Consider the following 22,257-nt stretch of genomic DNA (forward strand, 5'->3'; position numbering starts at 1 on the left):
TGACAGAAGGAACGCAACGATGAGCGACGAAGAGACTCCGGACCTCCCCGAGGGTGTTGCCGCGGACACTCCGCTGGAAGGCGACATTCTGACGGACCGGGTCGAGCAGGTCGACCTGCAGACCGAAATGCAGCGGTCGTACCTGGATTACGCCATGGCGGTTATCGTCGGGCGTGCCCTGCCGGATGTCCGGGACGGGCTCAAACCTGTCCACCGCCGCGTGCTGTATGCGATGTTCGACGGCGGCTACCGTCCGGATCGCTCGTTCAACAAGTGCGCGCGTGTGGTCGGCGAGGTCATGGGCCAGTACCACCCGCATGGCGACTCCGCCATCTACGATGCGCTGGTGCGCCTGATCCAGGACTGGACCATGCGTTATCCACTCGCACTGGGACAGGGAAACTTCGGATCCCCGGGTAACGACGGTGCTGCAGCCCCGCGTTACACCGAGACCAAGATGGCCCCGCTCGCCATGGAAATGGTGCGCGATATCGACGAGGAAACCGTCGATTTCCAGGACAACTACGACGGTAAGAACCAGGAACCGACCATCCTGCCGTCACGTTTCCCGAACCTGTTGGTTAACGGCTCGTCCGGCATCGCCGTCGGTATGGCCACCAACATCCCGCCGCACAACCTGCGTGAAGTCGCCGACGGCGTGCAGTGGTACCTGCAGAACCCCACGGCTTCCCGCGAAGAACTGCTCGAAGCCTTGATGCAGCGCATCAAGGGCCCGGATTTCCCGACGGGCGCACAGATCCTTGGCCACAAGGGTATTGAAGATGCCTACCGGACCGGCCGCGGGTCTATTCCGATGCGCGCCGTGGTCAACGTGGAAGAAATCCAGAACCGCACCTGCCTGGTGGTGACGGAACTTCCCTACCAAGCCAATCCGGACAACCTTGCGATCAAAATCGCCGACCTGGTCAAGGACGGCAAGATCAGCGGCATCGCAGACCTGCGCGATGAGACCTCCGGCCGTACAGGCCAGCGCCTGGTGATTGTGCTCAAGCGCGATGCCGTGGCCAAGGTGGTGCTGAACAACCTGTACAAGCACACGCAGCTGCAGGAGAATTTCGCGGCAAACATGCTGGCGATCGTCGACGGCGTCCCGCGCACCCTGACCTTGGACGCCTTCATTCGGCACTGGGTTGCACATCAGTTGGAAGTCATCGTCCGGCGGACCCGCTACCGGTTGCGCAAGGCCGAGGAAGAAGCCCACATTCTGCGTGGCCTGCTCAAGGCGCTGGACGCACTGGACGAGGTTATCGCGCTCATTCGCGCCTCGGCCACCACTGAGGAAGCACGCGACGGCCTCATGGAGCTGCTGGAGATCGACGAGCTCCAGGCCCGTGCCATCCTCGATATGCAGCTGCGCCGCCTTGCCGCACTGGAACGCCAGAAGATCCAGGACCGCCACGCCGAACTCGAGCGGATGATTACCGAGTTCAACCGGATCCTCGCTTCCGAGGAAGTCCAGCGCGGGATCGTCAGTGAAGAACTGCAGGAGCTCACCGACAAGTACGGCGATGACCGCCGGACGCAGATCGCTATGGGTTACGACGGCGACATGAGCATGGAAGACCTCATTCCTGAAGAGGAAATGGTCGTCACCATCACGCGTGGCGGCTACGTCAAGCGGACCCGGATCGACAACTACCGCTCGCAGCAGCGCGGCGGGAAGGGAATCCGCGGTGCGCAGCTGCGCGGCGACGACGTCGTGGAACACTTCTTCGTCACCACGACGCACCACTGGCTGTTGTTCTTCACCAACCTTGGCCGGGTCTACCGGGCGAAGACCTACGAACTCGCCGAAGGCAGCCGGGACGCCAAGGGGCAGCATGTGGCCAACCTGCTGGCCTTCCAGCCGGACGAGCACATTGCCCAGGTGCTGGAGCTGCGTGACTACGAGCAGTCCCCCTACCTGGTGCTGGCAACCAAGCGCGGTCTGATCAAGAAAACCCGGCTTGCGGACTATGACACTAACCGTTCGGCCGGTGTCATCGCGATCAACCTGCGCGATGAAGACGAACTGGTTTCTGCACAGCTTGTTTCCGAGACCGATGACCTGATGCTTGTGTCCCGCAAGGGCCAGTCCCTGCGCTTCACCGCCACGGACGAGGCCCTGCGCCCGATGGGCCGCGCGACGTCGGGCGTAACCGGAATGAAGTTCCGTGAAGAAGACGAACTGCTGACGGCCGACGTCGTCACGGACAATTCATTCGTCTTCATCGTCACCGAGGGCGGCTACGCCAAGCGGACGAGCGTTGAGGAATACCGAGTACAGGGACGTGGCGGCCTGGGCATTAAGGTCGGCAAGTATGCCGAGGACCGCGGGAACCTGGTTGGCGCGTTTGTCGTCCAGGAAGAGGACGAGGTCCTGGTGGTCATGGCCAGTGGAAAGGTAGTCCGTTCCTCGGTCACCGGCGTGCCTGCCAAGGGGCGGGACACCATGGGCGTTATCTTTGCCAAACCGGACAAGAAGGACCGCATCATCGCCGTCGCCAAGAACTCCGAACGGGGCCTGGGCGGGGATCCGGAGGAAGATGCCGGGAACGGTGAGGCTGAAGTTCCAGCTGAGATTTCAGAAGCAGCGGAATCTGCGCAGCAGCCTGCTGATGAAGTACCGTTGATTGCAGACCAAATGCCATCAGTTGCCGACGAGGCAGCAGAGGCGCCGGAAGACGGAGGTAACGAGTGAGCACACCCAATACGCCCCGGCCGGGTACCCGGCCGGCTAATGCACCGCGCGTAGGGGCTCCTCGCAACCCGCCGGCGAAGCCATCGCAGCGTCCCTCGGGCGGCACAGGGCAAAAGCCGGCGACCGGAGCCCGCTCAAGCGGAAATTCCGGCGCCCGTCCTGCCGCCACGCGACCGGCAGGCCAGGCAGCACGCCCCGGATTGGTCCGTCCGGCACCCAAGGCCAAGGCCCGCCGCGCACGCCTGCTTGTCAGCAAGGTGGACCCCTGGTCGGTACTGAAGATGGCATTCCTGCTCTCCGTGGCGCTTGGCATCGTGACCGTTGTTGCCTCCATCGTTTTGTGGACCACGCTGGACATCACCGGGATCTTCGACCGCGTCAATGACTTGTTGACGGAAATCGCCGGCAGCGAAGGCGGAGCCTTCGACCTGCGGGCCTATGCCTCGCTGGGCCAAGTGGCATCGTTTGCCACCATCATCGCGGTAGTCAATGTCGTCCTCCTGACGGCGCTGGCGATGCTCTCGGCTGTGCTCTACAACATCTCTGCCACTCTGGTCGGCGGGATCGGCGTTACCCTCACCGACGACTGAAACCAGTACGGGACAGCCCTCCTCGACCACGGATATCCGTCGGTGGAGGAGGGTTTTCTGTCTCAGCAAACACGTCCCGGAGGTACGGTGAGCCTCGATTTGGAGTTGCGTCGGGATGTGCTGTAAAGTCATATCTCGGCCCGACGGGGCAAAGGGGGCGTATAGCTCAGGCGGTTAGAGCGCTTCGCTGATAACGAAGAGGTCCCAGGTTCAAGTCCTGGTACGCCCACGGAAAACTGTTCCGACTTATGGAGGACACTGTGAAGAAGTTGCTGGTTCTGGCAGCTGCACTCGCAGGTGCGGTCGTCTACAAGAAGTGGCAGGAATCCGAGGCGGAGAAATCCGCTTGGAGCAAGTCGACCGACAAGGTTGATTAGCTCCGAAGCCCGCTAGGTTATACTGGTGAGGTTCCTTTCGGGGGCATGGCGCAATTGGTAGCGCACCTGCTTTGCAAGCAGGGGGTTAGGGGTTCGAGTCCCCTTGCCTCCACCGAATAAAAAGATCCCGGTCCAACAGGACCGGGATCTTTTGCATGGGCGCCCTTGTAGAAGGACAACTGGGATTTTGCCGCTTGAACACCTTACGGTGAGGACGTGACTTTCTTCCTCGCTGCGCTGGGTGTCCTTGGTGTCGCCGCTTCGGGCCCCATCATGGCTGCCACGGCCGCACCTGCGCTGGCTATTGCGTTTTGGCGCAATTTCCTCGGCGGCGTAGTCATGGGTGTGCCCGCTGGCCTTACGCGGCGGCAGGAATTCAGCCGGCTAACGACGTCGGACGTGAAGTGGTGTGCCATTGCCGGGCTTGCGCTGGCCCTCCATTTCGCCTGTTTCATCACGGCACTGCAGTTGACCTCCGTTGCTGCTGCGACTGCCTTGGTATGTCTTCAGTCGGCCTGGATTGCTGTTTTCAACGTGTTGCGGGGCATCCGCACCGCTTCGCAGGTACTGGTAGGCCTGGGGCTGGCCCTTGGCGGCGTCGTCGTGATTTCGGGATTCGATCTGAAGCTTTCCGCCGAGGCCATCACGGGAGACATACTTGCGGTCATTGGCGGGGCCATGGCTGGCATCTATACGATCGCCGGCAGCAAAGTGCGCAGGACCCTCTCAACCGGAACCTACACGACTCTGTGCTACGGGACCTGTTCGGGTGTTCTGCTGCTCATGTGCCTCGTGTCCGGGCAGTCCCTTGTAGCGTTCCCGCCGGTAGCGTGGATTGGCATTCTGGCCGTGACAGCTGTTGCGCAGCTGATGGGGCACACTGTCTTTAATTACTTGCTCGCAACCTTGAGTCCGCTGGTGGTCTCCATGATCATCCTGCTGGAGATTCCTGGCGCAGCCATTTTGGCAGCCGTGTTCCTGCAGGAGGCGCTGCCCTGGGGTGCATACCTCGGCCTGGCCCTCATCATGGCGGGACTTGCCGTCGTTGTTTTGTTCCAGAACCGATCCGCTCACGGCCGCTTGAGACGAGGCTCGGCCTCTTCCCTCCGACCTTCGGCACCACCGCCGGAGTGATCAGATTCCGCCGCGCGGGACGATCTGTTTCGTTCGGGCCTGATGGACCCTGCGCAGGATTTTTGCCGGATAGTAGACACTCATGAAGATCAACGTGGGAACCCTCAGCACGCGGCGTTTGATCTTGTGGTTCTTATACGTCCGGTCGAACCGCGTCACGTAATACCGGTAGTCCTTGGGCGAATCCTCCAGCCGGCGCGCGGACATCCCGCTGATCATTTCGGGAAGGTAAAGGATGCGCAGTGCATGCTCGGCAAGGTGAACGGAGATATCGATATCCTCATGCATCTCGTCTTCTTCGTCGAGGCAGACGTCATTGCGGATGATCTCCCAAGCTCCCCTGCGGATGGCCATGTTGGAGCCGAAGAGAAAGTGGTACTGCTTTTTCGCCAGCTTCAGCACAAACCTGCGCATCCGGTCGTCGGCCTGGAGGCCGAAGCGGCGCAACGGCATGTCGTAGTAGAGCACCGGGCCGGTGGCGGCCATGACTTCAGGATCCAGAAAGGCATTCTGAAGGTGTTCCACCCAGTCCGGTTCCAGGATGGAGTCGGCATCGATCCGCCCCAACACTTCTCCGGTGGCACGGTCCAGGCCGAAGTTACGGGTCGGGATAAGGCCTTGTGCCTGGTCCTGGGACAGCAGCACGAGAGGCGCGTCCGGATATTCGTCCTGCATCTGCCGCACGAGCTCCACTGTCCGATCGGTGGATTTGTTGTCCACAACGATGATTTCGGCAGGAGGTTCCGACTGGGATATGGCCGCGAAAAGACACTGTCGAATTACCGACTCTTCGTTGAAGGCGGGAACTACAATCGAAACGCTCGGCTTCGCTGTCTGCATGGACTGAATCTATCAGCATCAGTATGGATTGATCCGGAGGAAAAAATGAGGTCCCCGCCGAAGCAGGGACCTCATTGACCATCTGTGGAAGATGCTTTACTTGTTGCTGTCCTTCGCTGCATCCGAAGCCGTTCCGGGCTTGTCAGTTGCATTGTTCGCCGCTGAATTGGCGACCCGTGCTGCGCCCTCCGCGGTGGAGGTCGTCTTGGCTGCCGAGGCATCGGCTGCTGTGTCCGTGTCTGCTGTTGCCGCCGGGGCAGCGTGCTTTGCCGTACCGGAAAGGCTCCCTGTGGCGTCGGCTGTTTTGCCAGCTGACGTTGCAGAAGCAGCTGCGGCAGCTTGCTTGCCGGTGTCTGCGGCTTCGGCGGTCGACGCAGTCGGAGCGGCCGAAGTGTTGGGAACCGGAGTAGGAGTTGGAGTTACCGGAGTCTTCCAAGGATCCTCAACGGGACGGGAGGCACGCCATGCGGCGACACCGGCCGCTGCTGCTGCGCCGATAACGCCTACAATGAGCCAGCCCTTGCCCTTGCCGGACTTCTGCTGCTTCTTCAGTTCCTTAGCTGCTTCCTTTGCGGATGCCGCAGCCGCCTTCTGTGCCTTGCGCATGACTTTCTTCGACACTTCGACCTTTACCGGAGCAGACTTGTCGAGGGAGCGCGAGAGGTTCTCCCCTGCGCTGCCCACACGCTCGGACAGAGTCGGTATGTAAACGCCGACAACCTTGTCCCGTGCATGGGTGATGGCAGGGGATGCCTTGTCCAGAGTGCCCTGCAACCGGGGGGTTGCGTCGTCGACAATCTGGGAAATCCTCGGGGCAATCTTGTCCAGCTCTTCCTGAATTTTCGGAGTCACTGTTGCTATGCCCTGCGACAGGTCATGAGCGGCGCGTTGAATGCCCTCCTGAATCCTGGGTGAAGCGGTCCCGATGCCCTTTTCGATACGCGGCACAGCCCAGTTCAAGGCCGTCTCTACCCGCGGAGTGGCCCAGTCCCGGGCATTTCCAACACCCTTGGCAACTGTGCCCTCTAGATCTATACGTTCGGTTTTCTTCACTACTACCTCCCGGAGATGGTGACGGTCCACACTCAGACTACTTCGTGCCGGCGACAAGGTGCTATGCCGGTCCCTGAATAACAGGCATTTTCACTGAACGCGGAACCGGGCGAAGCTGGCAATTTCCTTGCGGGCGCGTGGAAGAATGGCTCTATGACTGCTATTCCTACAGCTAAAGCAACCATTCACACCAACCACGGCGACATCGTGGTCAACCTCTTCGGCAACCATGCCCCGAAGACGGTCAAGAATTTCATCGGTCTGGCCACTGGCGACATCACCTGGAAGCACCCGGCGACCGGCGAAGAAACGAACGCCCCGCTTTACGACGGCGTCATCTTCCACCGCATCATCAAGGACTTCATGCTGCAGGGCGGAGATCCGCTCGGACAGGGCGTAGGCGGCCCGGGCTACCAGTTCGACGACGAGATCAACCCTGATCTGGACTTCAGGGAGCCCTACAAGCTGGCAATGGCCAATGCTGGCACCCAGGGTGGCCGCGGAACGAACGGTTCGCAGTTCTTCATCACGACGGCGCCCACCACTTGGCTGCAAGGCAAGCACACCATCTTCGGTGACGTGACCGATGAGGCCTCGCGTTCGGTTGTGGACAAGCTGAACGCTGTGGCTACGGACATGCGGGACAAGCCGCTGGAAGACGTTGTCATCAACAACATCACGGTAGAGCAGCTCTAAGACCCCAATCATCCCCGTCCGGCCGAGTCCGGGCGGGGACGTTTTTCTTAACCAGCTTTCCTCCAGGAGACGCCCCTCATGTCCTATGGGATGCCGGCGCAACAGCCGCAATCCGAAGTTCCAGTCTGTCCGCGCCATCCGGACCGGATCTCCTATGTCCGGTGCCAGCGTTGCGGTCGGCCGACTTGCCCCGAGTGCCAGCGGACGGCTGCGGTAGGCATCCAGTGTGTGGACTGCGTCAAGGAACAGGCGCGTAACCTCCCGCCCCAGCGCACGGTATATGGAGGAGCGGTGACAACGGGTAAGCCGGTGGTAACGCTAACCATCATCGCGCTTTGCGTTGCTATCTATATTCTGCAGTGGGTGTTGCCCGGCGTCATTCAGGCGAACCTTGTTTATGCTCCTCTTTACACTGCGCAGATCCCGGGACTGCCCTTCGAACCGTGGCGGATGATCACAGCCGGCTTCCTGCATTCAACGGGTCTCCTCCTGCACATCGCGTTTAACATGTATGCGCTCTGGATCTTCGGCCAACACCTTGAACCGTTACTGGGACGTCTGAAGTTCGTGGCGCTGTACCTTCTATCGATCTGGGGCGGATCGGTCGCTGTGCTCCTGCTCGGCGAAATAAACCAAGGTGTCGTGGGCGCCTCCGGCGGCGTCTTCGGTCTTTTCACAACCCTGTTGATCGTCCAATTGCAGCGCAAACAGGACGTCCGCGGCATCCTGGTGCTGATCGGCATTAATATTGCCATCAGCTTCTTCCCTGGCATCTCTTGGCAGGCACACATCGGCGGCATGGTCACCGGTGCGCTGGCTGCTGCTGCCATTGCCTTCGTTCCTCCAGGCGGGAACCAGCAGCGGTTGCAATGGGCCGGTCTTGCTGGCATTGCGGTATTGCTGGTCGTCCTCACGTGGATAGGGTCGTCGCTGGTCTCGTTGCCCCAATAATCCGTACAACCTCCGGCCGGTACTGCTGCAACCGCGGCAGTGCCGGCCTTTCGCTTTTAACCCGCATTTGCGGTTTTCAGAATCGTGCCCCGGACCTGTGGAAATACCGCGGCAAAATGCGCGGCGGAAGGGAGCAGATCCACCTTCGGAGCACTGGCCAAGTTGTTCACAGTTGTGCACAGAGTTTTCCACAGCCGTGCATAACTTCGTCTCCCAAGATCGCTTAAATTCTGCGATCACTGTCGTGGCAGTATCCACAGGTGTGGAATTACATGTGTGTAAGTTATCCCCGTTGTGCATAACCTCTGTGGATAAGTCGTGTGGAGGTGTGAAACCCAGAGTAGAACGTATGATCGAACGAGTATCCCCACGGCATGTGGAAACTGTGGATAACTTTTCGCTGGCGAATGTTTCGGAGGTCTGCTCGCGTCAGAATGCCGCTCGGTCTCCTCACGCGGTTAGAACCGCACAACTACCAAGTGTCGGCAGAACGATATGGTTCGTTCCCCGCGCTTTCGCTGTCCTGGACTCACCAAGGGTCCGCAGCCGTCAACCACAGGATCTGGAAGCGCAGGCCTGACTGTAAGTCCATTAGGGGCGTCCGCAAGCGATCCGCATTTGGCCGCTGGCACGCCCCAGCGCGGATTCCATTTTCACATCTTCACAGTGGTTATCCACAGGAGTTATGCACAGGGTGGATAACTTACACCTCTGTGATTAAGAGGAAGCTGCGAGGTCGCAGTGGCTCAACGGCGGCAACTAGGAAGGTACCAGAGCAAAGTTTCCCCCAAAGTTATACACGCCTGTGGATAACTCCGTGCACAACTTGTGCAAACTACAAATTTTGGTACTTTTCGAAAATCGTTCCGCATTACTCAGGCCTCCCCCGCATGCGAGACTCATCGGGTGACAGGCAGTGCATTCGCTGGCTCGACGGCTCTCACGCTCGCGGGCGGACCAATACAGCTCCACGTCAGCGGTGAGCCCGGGGCGCCACCGGCATTGCTGCTGCACGGAGCGATGCTGGACAGTGCCGAGTTGTCCTGGCGCTTTGTCGCTCCGGAACTGGCTAAAGAACACCGCGTTTATGCGATTGACCTGCCGAAGCACGGCGGTAGCCGACCATGGCAGCAACCGATCACCCAGAAGCTGTGTGAGCAGCTCATATCCGAATTGCTTGACTACCTGGGGCTGCAGCGGATTGCCATTGTGGGGACCTCGATGGGAGCGGGAGTCTCGATCGGCTACGCACTAAATAATCCAGGCACTGTCACCCGCCTGGTTCTGGCGGCTCCGGGCGGCATCGGGGCACGCCGCCGCGCGCAGCTTGGCACGTGGCTGGTAATCAACATACCCTTTGTCCTGACCACAGCCGCTGGATATTTTGCCCGTAAGCCTGGGGCCGTTAGAAGGTCGCTTTCCGCCGCTCTCACGGCGGGCGCCGACACCCCTGGTTTTGACACCTTTCTCCGCCTGGCAACCGCCGAAGCCAGCGCAAAGTACAGGCACAGGGAGAGAGTCCTCGACGACTGGCAGCTCGGCGCCTACGGGCCATGCAGGATGCGTCTTGATTTCCTGCCCCGCATGGGAGATCTGGACGTGCCAACGCTGTGGCTAGTCGGCCAGAACGATGAACTGGTGGGCGCTGGAGAAATGCAGGCTGCCGCTGCGGCATCCGGAGGAAGACTGGAAACCATCCCGGATGCCGGGCATATGGCCACACTCGACCAACCGCAATACTTTGCCGCCCTGGTCGGGGAATTCCTTCATGATCCGTGAGCCCCTAGAGACGGACAGAAACGGAAGTGGAACTTGGCAGGGACGACAGCCGAGATGGCGCGTAACACTAGCGGCTGGGCCGCAAACGGCGAAATATTCAAAAATTTTGGGGAAACATGCCAGCTGCTGCGGTGCGCTATCCGGTAACGTAATGAAACCAGTGTCGGCTCGACCAGCCGAAACTAAGACGGTCGCCGACAGGCCAGGCGACGTTGAGCAAGATTTGCCGTGTAATACCGCCACCGGCGTCGCCGCGCACAGCCCGACGGCCCGCCGGTAGAGGATCCGCCTCCTGTATGCATGTGCTGTGATGCCCGACCACCATGCGTTCTTCCGGACCGCCGGATGCTCAGAAAAGGACATACAAGTGACTGCTGAAACCGTGAACTCGACGCCGATCGAACTGACAACCGAAGAGATTTTCGCTGCTCATGAGGGTGGCAAGCTCGCTATCGGCTTGACGGCACCGCTCAATGACAAGCGCGATCTCTCCATCGCCTACACCCCAGGTGTGGCACAGGTCAGCCGTGCCATCCACGCCGAGCCGGAACTGGCCCAAAAGTACACCTGGGCTTCCCGTCTCGTCGCAGTTGTCAGCGACGGCACTGCCGTCCTCGGGCTCGGCAACATCGGCGCCAGCGCGTCCCTGCCGGTGATGGAAGGCAAGGCGGCACTGTTCAAGAAGTTCGCCGGCCTGGACTCCATTCCGCTGGTCATCGAATCCACCGATGTCGATGAAATCGTCGAAACCGTTGTCCGGCTGCGTTCGAGCTTCGGCGCCGTCAACCTCGAGGACATTTCCGCACCCCGCTGCTTCGAGATCGAGGAGCGCCTCATCGAAGCCCTGGACATGCCGGTGATGCACGATGACCAGCACGGCACGGCCGTCGTTGTTCTGGCAGCCCTCACCAACGCGGCCAAGTTCGTCCAGCGCGAGCTCTCGTCCCTGAAGGTTGTCATTTCGGGAGCCGGCGCGGCCGGCATCGCCGTGGCCGAGATCCTTCTGACGGCCGGCATCTCCGACGTGACCATTCTCGATTCCAAGGGCATCATCCATTCCGACCGGCAGGACCTCACCGGGATCAAGGCTACCTACGCCGAGCGCACCAATCCGCGCGGAACCACCGGTGGCAGCGCCGAGGCGCTGAACGGCGCCGACGTGTTCGTCGGAGTTTCGGCCGGAACAATTCCGGAAGAGCAGCTCGCCGGGATGTCCGAGGACGCGATTGTCTTCGCGCTATCAAACCCGGACCCGGAGGTGCACCCCGAGATCGCAAGCCGGTACGCCAAGGTAGTGGCCACCGGGCGCAGCGACTTCCCGAACCAGATTAACAACGTGTTGGCCTTCCCCGGCATCTTCCGCGGTGCCCTGGACTCCGGTGCCAAGAAGATCACCCCGGAGATGAAGGTAGCCGCCGCCCAGGCCATCGCCGACATTGCTGCCAGCGATCTCAGCGCCGACTACATCGTCCCCAGCCCGCTGGATCCGCGGGTAGCCCCCGCCGTCACTGCTGCGGTGAGCGCCGTCGCCGAGGCGAGCAAGGCGTAACAAACTAAAAAAGCAGCGGCCGCCGGAACTTTCTCCGGCGGCCGCTGCTTTTAACCCGCGGTCTGGAAAGGCTTTAAGAACGCCACTTGGTGGTCATCAGGAAGCCTGCGATGGCGATACCGAATCCGATCATGATGTTCCAGGAGCCGGCCGCGGCGATCGGCCACTGCGCTTCGGTGATGTAGAAAACGATGATCCACAGCAGGCCGATGATCATCAGGCCGAACATCACCGGCTTGAACCACACCGGGTTCGGCTTGTACTCGGGCGCCGCCGTCGTCTGCGGCCTGCGTTCGCTTCTTTTGCGGGGCTTCGACTCTGGCATAGGTCCTCCTTCACCGGTCTCGAGCATCAGCGGAAACCGGCGGTTGTCATCAGTCACGGACATTCTCTGCCGACTATAGAAGGTATTCTGCTTGAGAGACCTTTAATCAGCATGTTCTAGCTGTTTAGTCTACTAATACTGTTCTGCGGTTGTGACCACGCCGCTCCTACTGGGAGTGCGCGGCCGCAACACCAATCTGGAGGTGCCGTGGCGGACGCTGTGGATTCTGCTGTGCCGGGCCGGCGACGGCGAAAGGCCAGCGGGCGCAGGTCCCCGGTGCAGATTGTCGTTCAAGTGATCGGCGAGCTGCTGATCATCTTGGGTCTGGTGGCCCTGCTGTTTGTCGGCTGGGAATTGTGGTGGACCAATATCGAGTCCAACCAGAAGCAGGAAGAGGCCCTCACCTCGCTCTTCGAGGAATTCGAGCTGCCTGCCGCTGCTGCCCCGTCTGCCAGTCCGGAAGCGAATAGCGCGGAAGAAGACAACGACGACGCCGAGCCGCCGGTTCTGGACAAGCCCGAATACGGCGAGACGTTCGCCGTCGTCTATGTGCCGCGCTTCGGCGAGGACCATGCCCGGCCGGTAACCAGCGGCGTCGGCGTTGATGTGCTGGACTCGCTGGGCCTTGGCCATTACCCGGGTACCCAGATGCCGGGCGAGGTAGGAAACTTCGCGGTTGCCGGACACCGGCAGACCCACGGGCAGGTGCTGGACCTGATCCACACCCTGGTCCCCGGCGACAAGATCTATGTGCAGACCAAGGACGGCTACTACACGTACACCTTCCGCAACAACCATATTGTGATGCCGGACCGCGTGGACGTCATTGCGCCGGTGCCCACCAAGCCCGAGGCTGAGCCGACGGAACGGTACCTGACTATGACTGCGTGCAACCCGCGGTTCGGGGCCACGGAACGCATCATTGCCTACGCCGTGATGGAGAGCTGGCAGCCCATGTCCGAGGGACCGCCGGCTGAGATCGCCGAGCGCGTGGCCGAGTATGCCGCCGCTCCGGCAGGAAACGGGAGCTGATTATGTACGGCTGGATTTTCCGTCATTTGCCCGGTCCGCTCTGCGTGCGGATCATTGTATCCATCCTGTTGATTGCCGGGGCAGTCCTGCTGCTTTTGCAGTTTGTCTTCCCCTGGCTTTCGCAATTCAACCCGCTCACCGATTCCACGATTGGCACGATCGAATAATCATGACCACCATTCCCCGCATCCTGGTTGTCGATAACTACGACAGCTTTGTCTACACCCTAGTGGGCTACCTGCAGCAGCTTGGAGCCGAGACGACCGTTGTCCGGAACGACGACGTGACACTGCCCGAAGCAATCGAGCTAGCCGGAGCCCGGGACGGTGTGCTGGTCTCCCCCGGGCCCGGCAACCCTGCCGAGGCGGGTGTGTGCGTGGAGCTGATCCGCTGGTGCGGCGAGAACAGCAAACCGATGCTCGGCGTCTGCCTGGGCCATCAGGCGCTGGCCGAGGCTTACGGCGGCGTGGTGACCCATGCTGCGGAGCTGATGCACGGCAAGACGTCCCAGGTGCTGCACCGCGGCCAGAATGTCTTTGCAGGCGTCCCTAGCCCTTTCACCGCTACGCGCTACCATTCGCTGGCTGCGGTCCGGGAAACCATTCCCGCGCAGCTCGAGATCACCGCCGAAACCGAGGGCGGGGTCATCATGGGCCTGGCGCACCGCGAAGCCCCGCTGTGGGGCGTCCAGTTCCACCCCGAGTCCGTTCTGACCGAGGGCGGCTACCTCATGCTGGGCAACTGGCTGGAGTCGCTGGGCATGGAAGGCGCAGCGGAGCGCGCAGCCACCCTGAGCCCGCTGATCACCAAGTAGCCGCTACCCGAGTGCCTCCTAGAGGAACGGGAGGTCCGAGCCGTCCTCAGCGCGACTGTTACTATCGTCGCGGCCGCCGTGGTCGTTGTCGTCCCGGCCGCTGTCGTTATTCCCCCGGCCGCGGTCGTCGTCGTTGTTGCCGTTGTTGTCATTCGATTCCGTCGGCGGATCCGTCGGCTCTGGCTCCGTCGGTTCGGGAGCTGGCTCCGGCGCGACTGCGACCGTAATGACAATCTGGGTGCCCTGCGGGACGTTGCTGCCGGCTTCGTGGCTCTGCGCGGTCACGGTGCCGGGTTCGACAACCTCGTTTTCCACCTGCTCCACCCGGTAGGGCAGGGCGACGGCGGGGTCATCCTGGAGCAGGCTGATGGCCTCCTCCTCCGTCTTGTCGAGGAGTGCCGGGACGGTCACCAGGCCATTTGAAATAACCAGGTCCACCGTGGAACCGGTGCGGACCTTTTCGCCGGCCTTGGGATCCGTAGCAATGACATTCCCGCTTGGGATTACGGCGCTGTTGGCCGAGACGTTCTCACCCGGGACAAGACCGAGCTGGCGGAGTTTGTCCCGGACTTCGCCCTCCGTTCGGCCGCTGAAGTCCTCGGGAATAGTGGCGAACTCTTTGCCCTGCGAGACATAAACGATGACTTCGCTGTCCGGGAGGGCAGCCGTGCCGCCCTCCGGATCGGTGCTGATGACTTCGCCCTCGGCCACTTCATCGCTGAACTGGGGCTCGATCCGCGGCACGAGTCCTTGACCATAGATGGTGTTGGAAGCCTCGGTCTGTTCCATTCCCGCCACCTGAGGTACAGGGACCATGTCGGGTTGGGCGTTGCGCAGGGTGTTGAAGAGGTAAAAACCGCCGCCTGCCAGCAGGAGTACCAGCGCGATCACCAGCACAGTTGTCCAGGCGCGTCGTCGGTTACGGCGGCCCGGATCGACTTCTTCGGATTCGTTGCCGACCTGCAGCGCCAGCGGGATGGCGGCCGTGTGCGGCGACGCGTTAATGGGGCCTGTCTGGTCCAGTCCATCGGTTTCGTACTGCTCGTCGGGAGATTCCCCGGCTTCGGGTGTGCTGGGGCCGTTACTGCCCGGTGTCCCTACCGGAACGGGGAAAGGAGCGGCTGTGAAGGCAGCAGTCGGAGCGCTCTGCGCGGGCATCGCTTCGGTCCGGGCCTCATCGGCAGCGACCGTAATGCCTTCTCGGGCGCCTTGGAGGGCCGCGCTGAAGGAGGCGGCGTCCTGGAAACGGTCTGTTTTGTCTTTCTGCAGTGCGCGTGCCAACACGGAATCCAAGGCGGGAGTGACGTCCCGGTTGAAGCTGCTGGGCGGTTCCGGGAGTTCCCTGACATGCTGGTAGGCCACGGAAACCGGGCTGTCCCCGATGAACGGAGGTCGGCTGGCCAGCATTTCATACAACAGGCAGGCCGCAGAATACAGGTCACTGCGGGCATCGACCGTTTCGCCGCGTGCCTGCTCCGGCGAGAGGTACTGCGCGGTACCGAGGACGGCTTGGGTCTGGGTCATCGTCGCGGCGGAATCCGCGAGGGCACGCGCGATGCCGAAGTCCATGACCTTCACATGGTCGTCCGGTGTCACCATGACGTTGGCGGGTTTGATATCCCGGTGCACTATCCCGGAGCGGTGGCTGTATTGCAGAGCTGCCAACACACCCAGAGCATAATCGATCGACTTTTCGATTGTGAGTTCGCCGGACCGGATCAGATCCCTGAGGGTGCGGCCGCGGACGTACTCCATAACGATGAAGGGTGCTTTGACATCATGGGCGGCCGAACCGGGGAGCTCCTGCTCGCCCGTGTCGTACACCGCCACGATAGCCGGATGGTTAAGTCCGGCGACGGCCTGCGCTTCCCGGCGGAAACGCGACTGGAACGAGGGGTCGCGGGCCAGATCAGGACGCAACTGTTTGATCGCCACAGTGCGTCCCAAGCGGACGTCACGGCCGAGGTGCACATCGGCCATGCCTCCACGGCCAATGAGCTCACCTACCTCGTAACGTCCGTTCAGGACCTGGGACGCTTCCACTGGGTACTTACCTTCCATGTTCCAATCCGCAACTGTTCACAACGCTTATCCCTCCCCGTCCGGGGCGGTTGTCGGCAGCGTGAGCGTTTCTGTTTCTTCCGGCTCCTGGGTTTGTTCGGGACCGGAAGAAACGATGTAGGTGACAGTGGAGCCTTCCGGGACGGCAGTGCCCGACGGCGGGTCTACGCTGATGACGGTGCCTGCGGGAGCGTCGTTCGGCTCCTCGCCTCCGTTCTGAGGATTCAGGCCGAGCTGCAGCAGGGACTCGCGCACCTGCTGCTCCGGCTGGCCTGAGAGTCCGCCGGGGATATCGACGGTGCCGGGTCCCTCGGAATAACTCACCGTGATGGTCGCACCTGGTTCCACCGAGCCGGACGGGCTGATATCGGTCACGAGGCCCTCCGCGAAATCGCTTTGCACCGGATCGCCGACGACGCCGAAGCCGTCGTTCTCAAGCTGTGCACGGACCTCGTCGAAGGGTCGGCCCTGGAAACTCGACGCAACGAGCTGGACGGTTTCCGGCGTCGAGGGTTCATCCGGCGTGTTTGTCGGAGCGTCTTGGGTCTGGGCCGGCGTTGTCTCGGTGGCTTCCGTAGTGGCGGCGGTAGCTGACCGGCTAGTTGTCGACGACGTCGCAGCCGGAGGCGGAGTGGCCTCATCATCTGGTCCGGTGAGCAGGGGGACCAGCCAGGCGCCGAGGACTGCGAAGAGGATCAGCGCGATCAATCCGATCAGCGGCCAGGTCCAGGGACTGCGCCGCTTACGGGCCTCCCTGGGCGGCACTTCGCCGTCGTCGTCAATATCAGTTTCGGTCCAGGCGCGCTCGGCGCCTACGCCACCAGCCGCGGCAGCACCTGCTGCACCGCCGGCAGCAGCGCCCGCCGCAGCACCACCGACGGCAGGAAGCTGGGAGGTGCCGGCGTCGACGGCCCGCGTGGGAGCCGTGCCTGCAGCCGGGACCGGGGCGGTAACGGCGCTGGTGGCCGCATCGCCGCCGTCGAAAAGGAGCATGCCGGGAACAGCGGCCTCGGCCGCGCGGATATTGCCGGCGCGGATGGCTTCGGCTGCCTCGGCAAGTTTCTCGGCCGTGGCGGGTCGGTCGGCGGGATCCTTGGCCAGCATGGACATCAGCAGCGCGCGGATCGGGCGCGGCAGGTTTTCCTGCAGTGGCGGCGGCGTGTCATTGACCTGGGCCAGGGCAATGGCGATCTGGGACTCACCGGAGAACGGGCGCGAGCCGGAGAGGCATTCGTAGCCGATCACGCCCAGCGAATAGATGTCGCTCTGGCCGGTGGCGGTCTGGCCGGTGGCCTGTTCAGGAGCAAGGTACTGTGCCGTACCCATGACCTGGCCGGTAGCCGTCAGCGGAACCTGGTCGGCGAGGCGGGCGATGCCGAAGTCCGTGATTTTGACCCGGCGGTCCGGTGTGATCAGCAGGTTTCCGGGCTTGATGTCGCGGTGCACCAGGCCTTGGGCATGCGCGACGGCGAGGGCCCTCGCCGTCTGCGCGATCAGCGACAGGGTACGGTCCGGCGAGAGCACGCGTTCGCGCTCGATGATCGTGGACAGCGGCTGGCCGGGAACGAGCTCCATGACCAGATAAGCGGAGCCCTCCTCTTCGCCGTAATCGAATACGTTGGCGATGCCCACGTGGTTCAACAGTGCTGTGTGGCGTGCCTCGGCGCGGAAGCGGTTCAGGAAGCCCGGGTCACCGGTGTACTCCTCTTTGAGGATTTTGATGGCGACGATACGGCCAAGGACCTTGTCCTGTGCCTTCCAGACTTCACCCATGCCGCCAATGGCGATACGTTCGGTGAGCTGGTATCTGCCGCCTAAGGTGATACCCGATGTAGGCCTCACTTATTTAACACCGCCTCTAGGAGTTTCTGAGCGTTCGGACTAGTCAGTTGGGAGCCGGTAGCCAGATTCACGTCTTCAATGACGATGCTGACGACTGCTTCCGGGTCATCGGCGGGAGCGAATCCGGTGAACCAGGAGTTATTGCCCTCGCTGCCGGCCATCAGCTCGGCGGTTCCGGTTTTACCGGCAACCTCGACGCCGGGGATGGCAGCCCCGTTGGCAATGCCGCGGTCCACGGCGTTGACCATCCACTGTTGGATGAGCTCCGCGTTCTCCGCGGACAGGGAACGCTGCAGCTCCTCGGGCTCCGGGCTGTCGAGCACCCGCAGGTCGGGAGCGCGGACTGTGCGCACAAGATTCGGCTTCATGAGGACGCCGTCGTTGGCAATTGCGCTGCTCATCATGGCTACCTGGAGCGGGGTCACGCGGACGTCGTACTGGCCGATCGCGGCCTGCGCCAGCAGATCGTCGCTCATGCCGGTGGGGAACTGGCTGGCGGTGACGGGAATCGGAATCTTGTAGGCCTCGCCGAAGCCGAACTTCTGGGCTTGTTCGGCAATGGCGTCCTCGCCGAGGTCCATGGCGATTTGCGCGAAGGGCGTGTTGCAGGACTGTTCCAGAGCGAAGGAGAAATCAACGGTGGTGCGGGCCGCGCAGCCTCCGTTGACGAAGTTGGGCAGTGAGACGTTGGTTCCGGGCAGTGGCAGCTCGGCCGGGTTGTCCAGCTCACTGTCCGCGTCGTATTCGCCGGACTCCAGGGCGGCTGCGGTGTCGACCAGCTTGAAGACGGACCCTGGTGCCAGGAGGCTCTGCGTGGCCGGATTGGTGAACGGCGAGAGACCCGCGACTTCCTCCAGCTCGGCCATGTTCGACGTGACCTCGTCGGTACCATGACCGGCCAATAGGTTGGGGTCGAAGCTGGGCTTGGAGGCCATGGCGAGGACATTTCCCGTATCCGGTTCCATCACCACGATGGAACCCTTCATTCCGTCGGGGATCATGTCGAAGGCCATCTGCTGAAGCTCCGGATCCAGCGTCAGTTCCACCGAAGCTCCTTCGACCTGGGACCCCGAGAACAGTTGCAGAATCCGGTCATAGAAGAAGTCGTTGCTGTTGCCCGACAGCTCCTCGTTCATCGCTGCTTCCATTTGCGTGGCGCTATAGACCAGCGAATAGAACCCGGTAATGGGCGCATAGAGCTCGGGTTCGTTGTAGACGCGCTGGTACTCGAACTCGTCATCAGACGGGACCGACTCCACAATGGGATCTCCGCCGACCAGAATGGCGCCGCGGTTCTTATCGAAGTTCTTGTACAGCGTGCGGCTGTTCCAGTCATTGGCATTGAGGTCGTCGGCCTCAAAGAACTGCACCACGGTTAGGGAGCCGAAGAGCAACGCGAACATGGCGATCGCGACTACCCACGTATTTCTGATGGCCTGGTTCATGGCTTCTTCACCTCCACGGTGCGGTGCGGGTCCTGGTTCTTGGCGGGCTTGCTGCCCAGGGCCTTGATGCGTGCCAGGCCCCGTTGCGGTGGCCGGGCGCTGCTGATCGGACCGGTCATGGCGGGCCGCCGGGCGGCGTCGGAAATCAGCAGCAACAGCGCGATGATCAACCAGTTGGCGAGCAGGGAAGAGCCACCGGCTGCCATAAAGGGTGTGGTCAGGCCGGTCAGCGGGATCAAGCGGGTGACGCCGCCGATGACGACAAAGCACTGCAGCGCCAGTGTGAAGGACAGGCCTGTGCCGAGCAGCTTGCCGAAGGAATCACGGGTGCCGAGGGCTGCGCGGATGCCGCGGCTGACCAGCAGCACATAAAGCATGACAATGGCGGACAAACCAATGAGGCCGAGTTCTTCACCCATCGCGGCGATGATCATGTCGCTGTTGGCAAAGGTGACGAGGTCCGGCCGTCCCTGGCCCAGTCCGGTTCCGGTTAAACCGCCGCTGGCCAGACCGAACAGGCCTTGGACAATCTGGTGGCTGCCGCCGATGCGGTTGTAGACCTCTGGGTCAAAAGCATTGAGCCATCCGTCGATCCGGGCGGTCACATGCGGGAAGAGCTTGAAGGCGACAAACCCGCCGAACGCGATCATGAGCAGGCCGATTAGGATCCAGCTGACCCGGCTGGTGGCAATGTAGATCATCGCCATGAAGAGGCCGAAGAAAAGGATGGAGGAGCCGAGATCCCGCTGGAAAATCAGGACGCCGATGCTGACGAGCCAGGCGACCACCATAGGGCCCATGTCTTTCCAGCGCGGCAGCTGCAAGGGTCCCAGCTTCTTGCCGGCCAGCAGGATCAGATCACGGTTCGTGGATAGATAACCGGCGAAGAATATAGCCAGCGTGATCTTCGCGATTTCGCCCGGTTGGAAGGTGGCGAACCCGAGGTTGATCCAGATCCGCGCGCCGTTGAGCTCCATGCCGATGCCGGGCAGGAGCGGAAGCATCAGCAGGACGGCGCTGACGATGAGCGAAATGTAGGTGAAGCGGCGCAGGACGCGGTGGTCGCGGAGCAGCCAGATTAGGGCGATGAGGACACCGATGGCCATGCCCGTCCACAGCAACTGGCGGTTGGCGGCCTCGTCGCCGGTCGCGATGTCGATCCGGTGGATCATGGCCAAGCCCAGGCCATTCATGGCCGTTACGACGGGAAGTATGATCGGGTCGGCATATTTTGCCCGGATGCGCAGCACTATATGCACTGCGAAGACTAGGACGATGAGCGTGGACCCCTGTACGAAGAAATCCGAGTCAAGAGCCTGGTCCTGGTCCAGTCCGACCAGGAAGTTCGCGCCGACGCCGACGGCGAGGGCAAGGATCAGCAGCAGCAACTCCACATTGCGGCGGGGCTTGGGGACGGTCGTGATGTCACTCAACGGGACCACCTAGGCATTCGGGGGGAATGGTCGGCGTCGGCTGGGGCGTAGAGGTCCCGCCCGCGGCGGAAGCGGTAGGCGTGGCCGTCGACTCCGCTGCCTCCGGCGACGGGGAGGCCGTCGGGGACGCGGCCTGAGTGGGCGAGGATGTCGATCTCTCGCCGCGCGGCGAAGGTGTCGGCGTAGGCGCGGGATCAGGACAGTTCCGGCGGCTGGTGACCCGCAGGCTTTCCACGATTTCTTCGGCATGTTCCAGATCCCGTGCCGGAATGCTGGAGTTCAGCCGCTGCTGCTGGTACACGGGCAGACTCTCCAGCCGAATGTTGTAGGCGGTGTCCAGGTGGGACAACTGGATGGGACCGATGTTCTGCGAGACCCCATTATAGATCGCGACCCGGCCTTCATACTGGCTGACGAAATACTGGGTCTGGGTCCAGAGGTAGCCGAACCACAGGACAGCAACCAGGAGTATGGACATCACGGCGAGGAAAGCGGGAACGATCCAGCCGCGCCGTACGGATTCCTCCGGTTCATCGTCGGCCGGGCTTTCGGCCGATGGAGCCTTGTGGGTGAGCAGCGCGGCAGCGCGGCGTTGGGTGGAGTGCTGGGTGACAATCGGGATCTGGCCGGTCTCCGTGGCAAGGGCAGCGGCACCTACCAGTACGTGCGGCCGGGTGGAGAGTTCGCGGCGAATCAAGTCGGCCCGTACCGCGCCGATCGGATTGCCGGACAGGTCTACGGCGTCCGCCGCGCCATCGGCGACCGACGCGGCTGCGGCCGTGCCGTCGTCGTTATTTTGGCGGCCGGTGGAGGCGGTGGCAGCGGGAACGGCAGCAGCATCATCGATTAGGGCGTCGTCGGGCTCCGGCTGGGTATTCAACCGGACGGCTGCGGCGGCCAGATCCTCTTCGGTCGCTTCCACTACTTCGATCATGACAACGGTGACATTGTCCGGGGCGCCGCCCTCGAGCGTGAGCTCCACGAGTCTGTCCACCGTGTCCTGGAGCGAATCCGAATAGCGGACGGCGTCTTCGATGACGTGGTCCGGGACGACGGCGTCGAGGCCGTCCGAGGACAGCAGCCACCTCTCGCCGGCCTCGGCCGGGTGCGAAGCCAGATCCAGTTCCGGGCTGGCGTCCACATCGCCGAGAACCCGCATCAGCACATTGCGGTGCGGATGCACCTCCGCCTCTTCCGGGCGCAGCCGGCCCTCATCGATCAGCCGCTGGACGAAGGTGTGGTCGATGCTGACCTGTTCAAAGGTGCCGTTCTTCAGGCGGTAGGCACGGGAGTCCCCGATGTGCGCGAACTCGAGCCGGTCATCGTGGAGCAGCAGCGCCGTGACCGTGGTGCCCATGCCGGCCAGCTTCGGGCTGGTCTGCACAAGCTCCGAGAGGATGGAGTTGGCGGTTTGGATTTCGTCGGCGAGGACGTTGGCCGGATCTTCGTGGTCGCTGCGGTCCAGATGGACCAGGTCCAGGACGGTGGAAGCGGAAGCGACATCGCCACCCGCGTGTCCGCCCATGCCATCCGCCACAACTGCCAGATGGTGCCCGGCGTAAGCGGAATCGTCATTCTTGGAACGGGACTTGCCTACATCCGACCGCGCCGCATAGCGCAGGATCAATGCCATTG

19 protein-coding genes and 2 tRNA genes are annotated in these 22,257 nt (G+C 62.2%); 13 read left to right on the plus strand and 8 right to left on the minus strand.

Going from position 1 to position 22,257, the window contains the following annotated elements:
* The first annotated feature begins 19 nt into the window (after window positions 1-19).
* The 6 genes from gyrA to J5251_RS04295 all read left to right on the plus strand — a co-directional run bounded on the left by gyrA (window position 20) and on the right by J5251_RS04295 (window position 4,802).
* On the plus strand, window positions 20-2,701 hold the full coding sequence (gyrA, locus tag J5251_RS04275) for a DNA gyrase subunit A (RefSeq protein WP_208575305.1): 2,682 nt from the start codon (window positions 20-22) through the stop codon (window positions 2,699-2,701).
* Entirely contained in the window at window positions 2,698-3,291 is a 594-nt protein-coding gene (locus J5251_RS04280) for a DUF3566 domain-containing protein (protein ID WP_139006378.1), read from the plus strand. Before gyrA ends, J5251_RS04280 begins: the two co-directional genes overlap by 4 nt.
* A 155-nt stretch (window positions 3,292-3,446) precedes the next feature.
* Window positions 3,447-3,520: transfer RNA gene (locus J5251_RS04285), tRNA-Ile, on the plus strand.
* Window positions 3,521-3,551: 31 nt separating this feature from the next.
* Window positions 3,552-3,668, plus strand: coding sequence for a DLW-39 family protein (locus tag J5251_RS20265; protein WP_240793188.1), 117 nt, complete (start codon window positions 3,552-3,554; stop codon window positions 3,666-3,668).
* A 39-nt stretch (window positions 3,669-3,707) separates the two neighbouring features.
* Window positions 3,708-3,780 (plus strand) — tRNA-Ala (locus J5251_RS04290).
* 104 nt (window positions 3,781-3,884) lie between these two features.
* Window positions 3,885-4,802: a DMT family transporter gene (locus J5251_RS04295; protein ID WP_208575306.1), complete on the plus strand. Its 918-nt coding sequence runs from the start codon at window positions 3,885-3,887 to the stop codon at window positions 4,800-4,802.
* Here the strand turns inward: J5251_RS04295 and J5251_RS04300 are convergent, their stop codons facing one another.
* Window positions 4,803-5,642 (minus strand): glycosyltransferase, encoded by an 840-nt coding sequence (locus tag J5251_RS04300; protein WP_208575307.1) that lies wholly within the window; start codon window positions 5,640-5,642, stop codon window positions 4,803-4,805.
* 96 nt (window positions 5,643-5,738) lie between these two features.
* Window positions 5,739-6,695 (minus strand): hypothetical protein, encoded by a 957-nt coding sequence (locus tag J5251_RS04305; RefSeq protein WP_208575308.1) that lies wholly within the window; start codon window positions 6,693-6,695, stop codon window positions 5,739-5,741.
* Between the two features lie 153 nt (window positions 6,696-6,848).
* Between J5251_RS04305 and J5251_RS04310 the strand changes: the two genes are divergently transcribed.
* From J5251_RS04310 to J5251_RS04325, 4 genes are all read left to right on the plus strand, one after another.
* Window positions 6,849-7,391, plus strand: a complete 543-nt coding sequence (locus tag J5251_RS04310) for a peptidylprolyl isomerase (RefSeq protein WP_139006382.1) — start codon at window positions 6,849-6,851, stop codon at window positions 7,389-7,391.
* 291 nt (window positions 7,392-7,682) lie between these two features.
* On the plus strand, window positions 7,683-8,342 hold the full coding sequence (locus J5251_RS04315) for a rhomboid family intramembrane serine protease (RefSeq protein ID WP_346764137.1): 660 nt from the start codon (window positions 7,683-7,685) through the stop codon (window positions 8,340-8,342).
* A gap of 906 nt (window positions 8,343-9,248) precedes the next feature.
* Complete coding sequence (locus J5251_RS04320; RefSeq protein WP_279633608.1) at window positions 9,249-10,121, plus strand: alpha/beta fold hydrolase; 873 nt, start codon at window positions 9,249-9,251, stop codon at window positions 10,119-10,121.
* 367 nt (window positions 10,122-10,488) lie between these two features.
* Window positions 10,489-11,670 carry an NAD(P)-dependent malic enzyme gene (locus J5251_RS04325; protein ID WP_244250789.1) on the plus strand — a complete coding sequence of 394 codons (1,182 nt, stop codon included), beginning with the start codon at window positions 10,489-10,491 and terminating at the stop codon, window positions 11,668-11,670.
* 73 nt (window positions 11,671-11,743) lie between these two features.
* Here J5251_RS04325 and J5251_RS04330 read toward each other — a convergent pair whose 3' ends face one another.
* Window positions 11,744-11,995, minus strand: a complete 252-nt coding sequence (locus J5251_RS04330; protein WP_074703149.1) for a cell division protein CrgA — start codon at window positions 11,993-11,995, stop codon at window positions 11,744-11,746.
* Window positions 11,996-12,271: 276 nt separating this feature from the next.
* Here J5251_RS04330 and J5251_RS04335 point away from each other — a divergent pair, with 276 nt between their 5' ends.
* From J5251_RS04335 to J5251_RS04345, 3 genes are read left to right on the plus strand one after another with little or no spacing between them, the layout of a single operon-like run.
* Window positions 12,272-13,027 carry a class E sortase gene (locus tag J5251_RS04335; RefSeq protein WP_244250790.1) on the plus strand — a complete coding sequence of 252 codons (756 nt, stop codon included), beginning with the start codon at window positions 12,272-12,274 and terminating at the stop codon, window positions 13,025-13,027.
* Between the two features lie 2 nt (window positions 13,028-13,029).
* Window positions 13,030-13,194 (plus strand): hypothetical protein, encoded by a 165-nt coding sequence (locus J5251_RS04340; RefSeq protein ID WP_208575312.1) that lies wholly within the window; start codon window positions 13,030-13,032, stop codon window positions 13,192-13,194.
* A gap of 2 nt (window positions 13,195-13,196) precedes the next feature.
* A complete protein-coding gene (locus J5251_RS04345) occupies window positions 13,197-13,841 on the plus strand; it encodes an aminodeoxychorismate/anthranilate synthase component II (RefSeq protein WP_139006386.1) in 645 nt (214 codons plus the stop codon).
* Between the two features lie 18 nt (window positions 13,842-13,859).
* Here J5251_RS04345 and pknB read toward each other — a convergent pair whose 3' ends face one another.
* Genes pknB through J5251_RS04370 form a run of 5 tightly spaced genes read right to left on the minus strand, consistent with a single transcriptional unit; the run spans window position 13,860 to window position 22,255 of the window.
* Window positions 13,860-15,902 carry a Stk1 family PASTA domain-containing Ser/Thr kinase gene (pknB, locus tag J5251_RS04350; RefSeq protein ID WP_208575313.1) on the minus strand — a complete coding sequence of 681 codons (2,043 nt, stop codon included), beginning with the start codon at window positions 15,900-15,902 and terminating at the stop codon, window positions 13,860-13,862.
* A gap of 27 nt (window positions 15,903-15,929) precedes the next feature.
* On the minus strand, window positions 15,930-17,744 hold the full coding sequence (locus J5251_RS04355) for a protein kinase domain-containing protein (RefSeq protein WP_208575314.1): 1,815 nt from the start codon (window positions 17,742-17,744) through the stop codon (window positions 15,930-15,932).
* On the minus strand, window positions 17,741-19,189 hold the full coding sequence (locus J5251_RS04360; RefSeq protein WP_139006389.1) for a peptidoglycan D,D-transpeptidase FtsI family protein: 1,449 nt from the start codon (window positions 19,187-19,189) through the stop codon (window positions 17,741-17,743). The genes J5251_RS04355 and J5251_RS04360 overlap by 4 nt, the downstream gene beginning before the upstream one ends.
* Entirely contained in the window at window positions 19,186-20,622 is a 1,437-nt protein-coding gene (locus tag J5251_RS04365) for an FtsW/RodA/SpoVE family cell cycle protein (protein WP_208575315.1), read from the minus strand. The genes J5251_RS04360 and J5251_RS04365 overlap by 4 nt, the downstream gene beginning before the upstream one ends.
* Complete coding sequence (locus tag J5251_RS04370) at window positions 20,615-22,255, minus strand: PP2C family protein-serine/threonine phosphatase (protein ID WP_208575316.1); 1,641 nt, start codon at window positions 22,253-22,255, stop codon at window positions 20,615-20,617. The genes J5251_RS04365 and J5251_RS04370 overlap by 8 nt, the downstream gene beginning before the upstream one ends.
* Between the last annotated feature and the right edge of the window lie 2 nt (window positions 22,256-22,257).

This window comes from Arthrobacter crystallopoietes (assembly GCF_017603825.1).
In the GTDB taxonomy this organism is placed as follows: domain Bacteria; phylum Actinomycetota; class Actinomycetes; order Actinomycetales; family Micrococcaceae; genus Crystallibacter; species Crystallibacter crystallopoietes_B.

Excerpts from the sequence above, each read along its gene's own strand:
- J5251_RS04330 (WP_074703149.1), bottom strand. The coding sequence starts at position 11,995 with ATGCCAGAGTCGAAGCCCCGCAAAAGAAGCGAACGCAGGCCGCAGACG.
- J5251_RS04345 (WP_139006386.1), top strand. The coding sequence starts at position 13,197 with ATGACCACCATTCCCCGCATCCTGGTTGTCGATAACTACGACAGCTTT.
- J5251_RS04360 (WP_139006389.1), bottom strand. The coding sequence starts at position 19,189 with ATGAACCAGGCCATCAGAAATACGTGGGTAGTCGCGATCGCCATGTTC.
- J5251_RS04300 (WP_208575307.1), bottom strand. The coding sequence starts at position 5,642 with ATGCAGACAGCGAAGCCGAGCGTTTCGATTGTAGTTCCCGCCTTCAAC.
- pknB (WP_208575313.1), bottom strand. The coding sequence starts at position 15,902 with ATGGAAGGTAAGTACCCAGTGGAAGCGTCCCAGGTCCTGAACGGACGT.
- J5251_RS04370 (WP_208575316.1), bottom strand. The coding sequence starts at position 22,255 with ATGGCATTGATCCTGCGCTATGCGGCGCGGTCGGATGTAGGCAAGTCC.
- J5251_RS04340 (WP_208575312.1), top strand. The coding sequence starts at position 13,030 with ATGTACGGCTGGATTTTCCGTCATTTGCCCGGTCCGCTCTGCGTGCGG.
- J5251_RS04310 (WP_139006382.1), top strand. The coding sequence starts at position 6,849 with ATGACTGCTATTCCTACAGCTAAAGCAACCATTCACACCAACCACGGC.
- gyrA (WP_208575305.1), top strand. The coding sequence starts at position 20 with ATGAGCGACGAAGAGACTCCGGACCTCCCCGAGGGTGTTGCCGCGGAC.